At 34.5% G+C, this 2,561-nt stretch carries 3 protein-coding genes and 1 pseudogene; 1 reads left to right on the top strand and 3 read right to left on the bottom strand.

Annotated features, from left to right (window positions below; genetic code table 11):
* Positions 1–246: pseudogene (farR, locus tag IDG60_RS10960) on the top strand (fatty acid efflux pump transcriptional regulator FarR); the annotation flags it as partial.
* A 76-nt stretch (positions 247–322) separates the two neighbouring features.
* On the opposite strand, the gene IDG60_RS10955 reads toward farR, so the two are convergent.
* From IDG60_RS10955 to IDG60_RS10945, 3 genes are all read right to left on the bottom strand, one after another.
* Complete coding sequence (locus tag IDG60_RS10955; RefSeq protein WP_001791990.1) at positions 323–490, bottom strand: hypothetical protein; 168 nt, start codon at positions 488–490, stop codon at positions 323–325.
* A 111-nt stretch (positions 491–601) separates the two neighbouring features.
* The gene (gene pruA, locus IDG60_RS10950; RefSeq protein ID WP_000259692.1) at positions 602–2,146 is read right to left on the bottom strand and encodes an L-glutamate gamma-semialdehyde dehydrogenase; all 1,545 of its coding nucleotides are present in this window, start codon (positions 2,144–2,146) and stop codon (positions 602–604) included.
* A 189-nt stretch (positions 2,147–2,335) separates the two neighbouring features.
* Positions 2,336–2,561: DapH/DapD/GlmU-related protein (locus tag IDG60_RS10945; RefSeq protein WP_274611441.1), on the bottom strand; the 226-nt coding region annotated here is incomplete at its 5' end.

The following is a 2,561-nucleotide window of genomic DNA, read 5'->3' as shown; positions in this document are numbered from 1 at the left end:
CAAGAAGAAGACGCTGAATTTAATAAAGTATTAAAAAATGTCTGCATTAAAATTATGCATAACGATATCAAAAATAATAGAGACCGTATCGATATTGACAGCGACATCCCAGATAATCTCATATTTTATATTTATGACTCGTTGATTGAAGGTTTTATACATTGGATAAAAGATGAAAAAATTGACTGGCTTGGCGAAGATATTGATAACATTTTCCATAGATTAATCAATATTAAGATTAAATAGTAGATGAGAAACTCATGAGCGTTACCAACATTCATAATAAAAACGATAGTGTACACGTTAATGAATTCGTGTACTACTATCGTTTTTTATTTTTATCGTGCTTATCGTTATTAAAATAACTGATACACAACACATAAACTATGAAGAAAAAAATAAATCCGCTATCTAAATGACTTTGACTCAGTTGTTTATATGACCAAATTGCTAATACAATTCCCATTATTATTGAAATAACGTATCTCACATTCTTATACCTATAATCCTTTTCTAAAAATATGGTTGCTATTACTTAATTTTTAAAGTTATAAATAAAAAGAGCCAACCGCAATGGATGGCCCTTGTTCATTATGAAGCATTAGAACATTTCTGAAACAACCTTTTGTTCTAAGAAGTGTAATAAGTAGTCTGGGCTACCTGTTTTAGCGTCCGTACCTGACATTTTGAAACCACCAAATGGATGGTATCCAACAACTGCTGAAGTACAACCTCTGTTAAGGTATAAATTACCTACATCAAATTCGTTTACCGCTTTAATCCAATGCTCGCGATTATTTGTAATCACTGCACCAGTTAAACCGTAATCTGTATCATTTGCAACCTCAATGGCTTCATCAAAATCGTTAACTTTCACAAAGCCAACAACTGGACCAAAAATTTCTTCTTGCATGATTCTATCTTTAGATTTAAGTCCTGAAATGATTGTTGGTTCTACAAAGTAACCTTTTGAATCATCAGTGCCGCCACCTTGTTCTAATTTACCTTCTTCTTTACCAATCTCAATATAATTTTTAATCTTATCAAATTGTTTTTTATTAATAACTGGGCCCATATACGTATTGTCTACAGTATTGCCCAACGTTAATTCTTTTGTTAATTTGATTGATTTCTCTAATACTTCGTCATAAACGTCTTTATGCACAATTGCACGTGAACATGCAGAACATTTTTGACCAGAGAAACCAAACGCTGACGTTACAATAGCTTCTGCCGCCATATCTGTATCAATATTTTCATCAACTACAATGGCATCTTTACCACCCATTTCAGCGATAACACGTTTCAAGAAGTTTTGACCTTCTTGAACTACGGCACTACGTTCATAAATTCTAGTACCTGTCGCACGTGATCCTGTAAATGTAACGAAATGCGTATCTTTATGATCAACTAAGTAATCACCAATTTCTTTCGGATCACCAGGAACAAAGTTAACTACGCCTTTTGGTAATCCTGCTTCTTCTAAAATTTCCATTAATTTATAAGCGATATAAGGTGTATCCTCAGCAGGTTTCAATAACACTGTATTACCTGCAACAACTGGTGCTAAAGTCGTACCAGCCATAATCGCAAACGGGAAGTTCCACGGTGGAATTGTAACACCTGTACCAATTGATTTATAGAAATATTTATTGTGTTCACCTTCACGATCAAGTACTGGCTTACCTTGAGCCAAATCCATCATTGAACGTGCATAGTATTCAATAAAATCAATACCTTCAGCTGCATCACCAACTGCTTCATCCCATGGCTTACCTGCTTCATAAACCATAATTGCTGCAATTTCCGCTTTTCGACGACGAATAATTGCCGAAACACGTAACATAAGCTCTGCACGATCATTTGCTGACCATGTTTTCCAAGATTTATAAGCTTCGTTTGCTGCTTTAAATGCATCTTCAACATCTTGTTTTGTTGCCTTTGATGCATTTGCAATCACTTGTGATGTGTCTGCAGGATTGATTGATTTAATTTTGTCATCTTTGAAAATCTTCTCTCCATTAATCACTAATGGTATGTCTTGACCTAATTCTTTTTCCACGTCTTTCAATGCTTTCTTAAACATATCCACATTTTCTTGGACTGAAAAATCGTAACCAGGTTCATTTTTAAATTCTACTACCATGTACACTTACCCCCTATAAATTTTGAAAGTGGTTTAACCCTTTGATTTAATGATATAACATCATTTAAACTCATTTTACTATGATTAAGGTTAGTTTTGCAATCGCTTTCATTTTTATGCTTTATCACTTATTCTCAAGTATTTTGAAATTGATTGGTTACTTTTTAAAATTTATATGGGTCGCAACTGCTACTTTATCGTTTCGTCATTTAATGTTTCGGATGGTAGGTCATTATCAATTTTACGAACGACTTTACAAGGGTTTCCAACCGCTAAGCTGTGTGGCGGAATATCTTTAGTGACAACACTACCAGCACCAATCACACTGCCTTCTCCAATCGTCACCCCTGGTAACACGGCTACATGACCGCCAAACCAAGTATTACTGCCAATATGAATGGGTCCGGCTTTTTCA

The organism is Staphylococcus sp. EG-SA-2, assembly GCF_017152085.1.
This window is presented reverse-complemented; position numbering and strand designations above follow the sequence as displayed.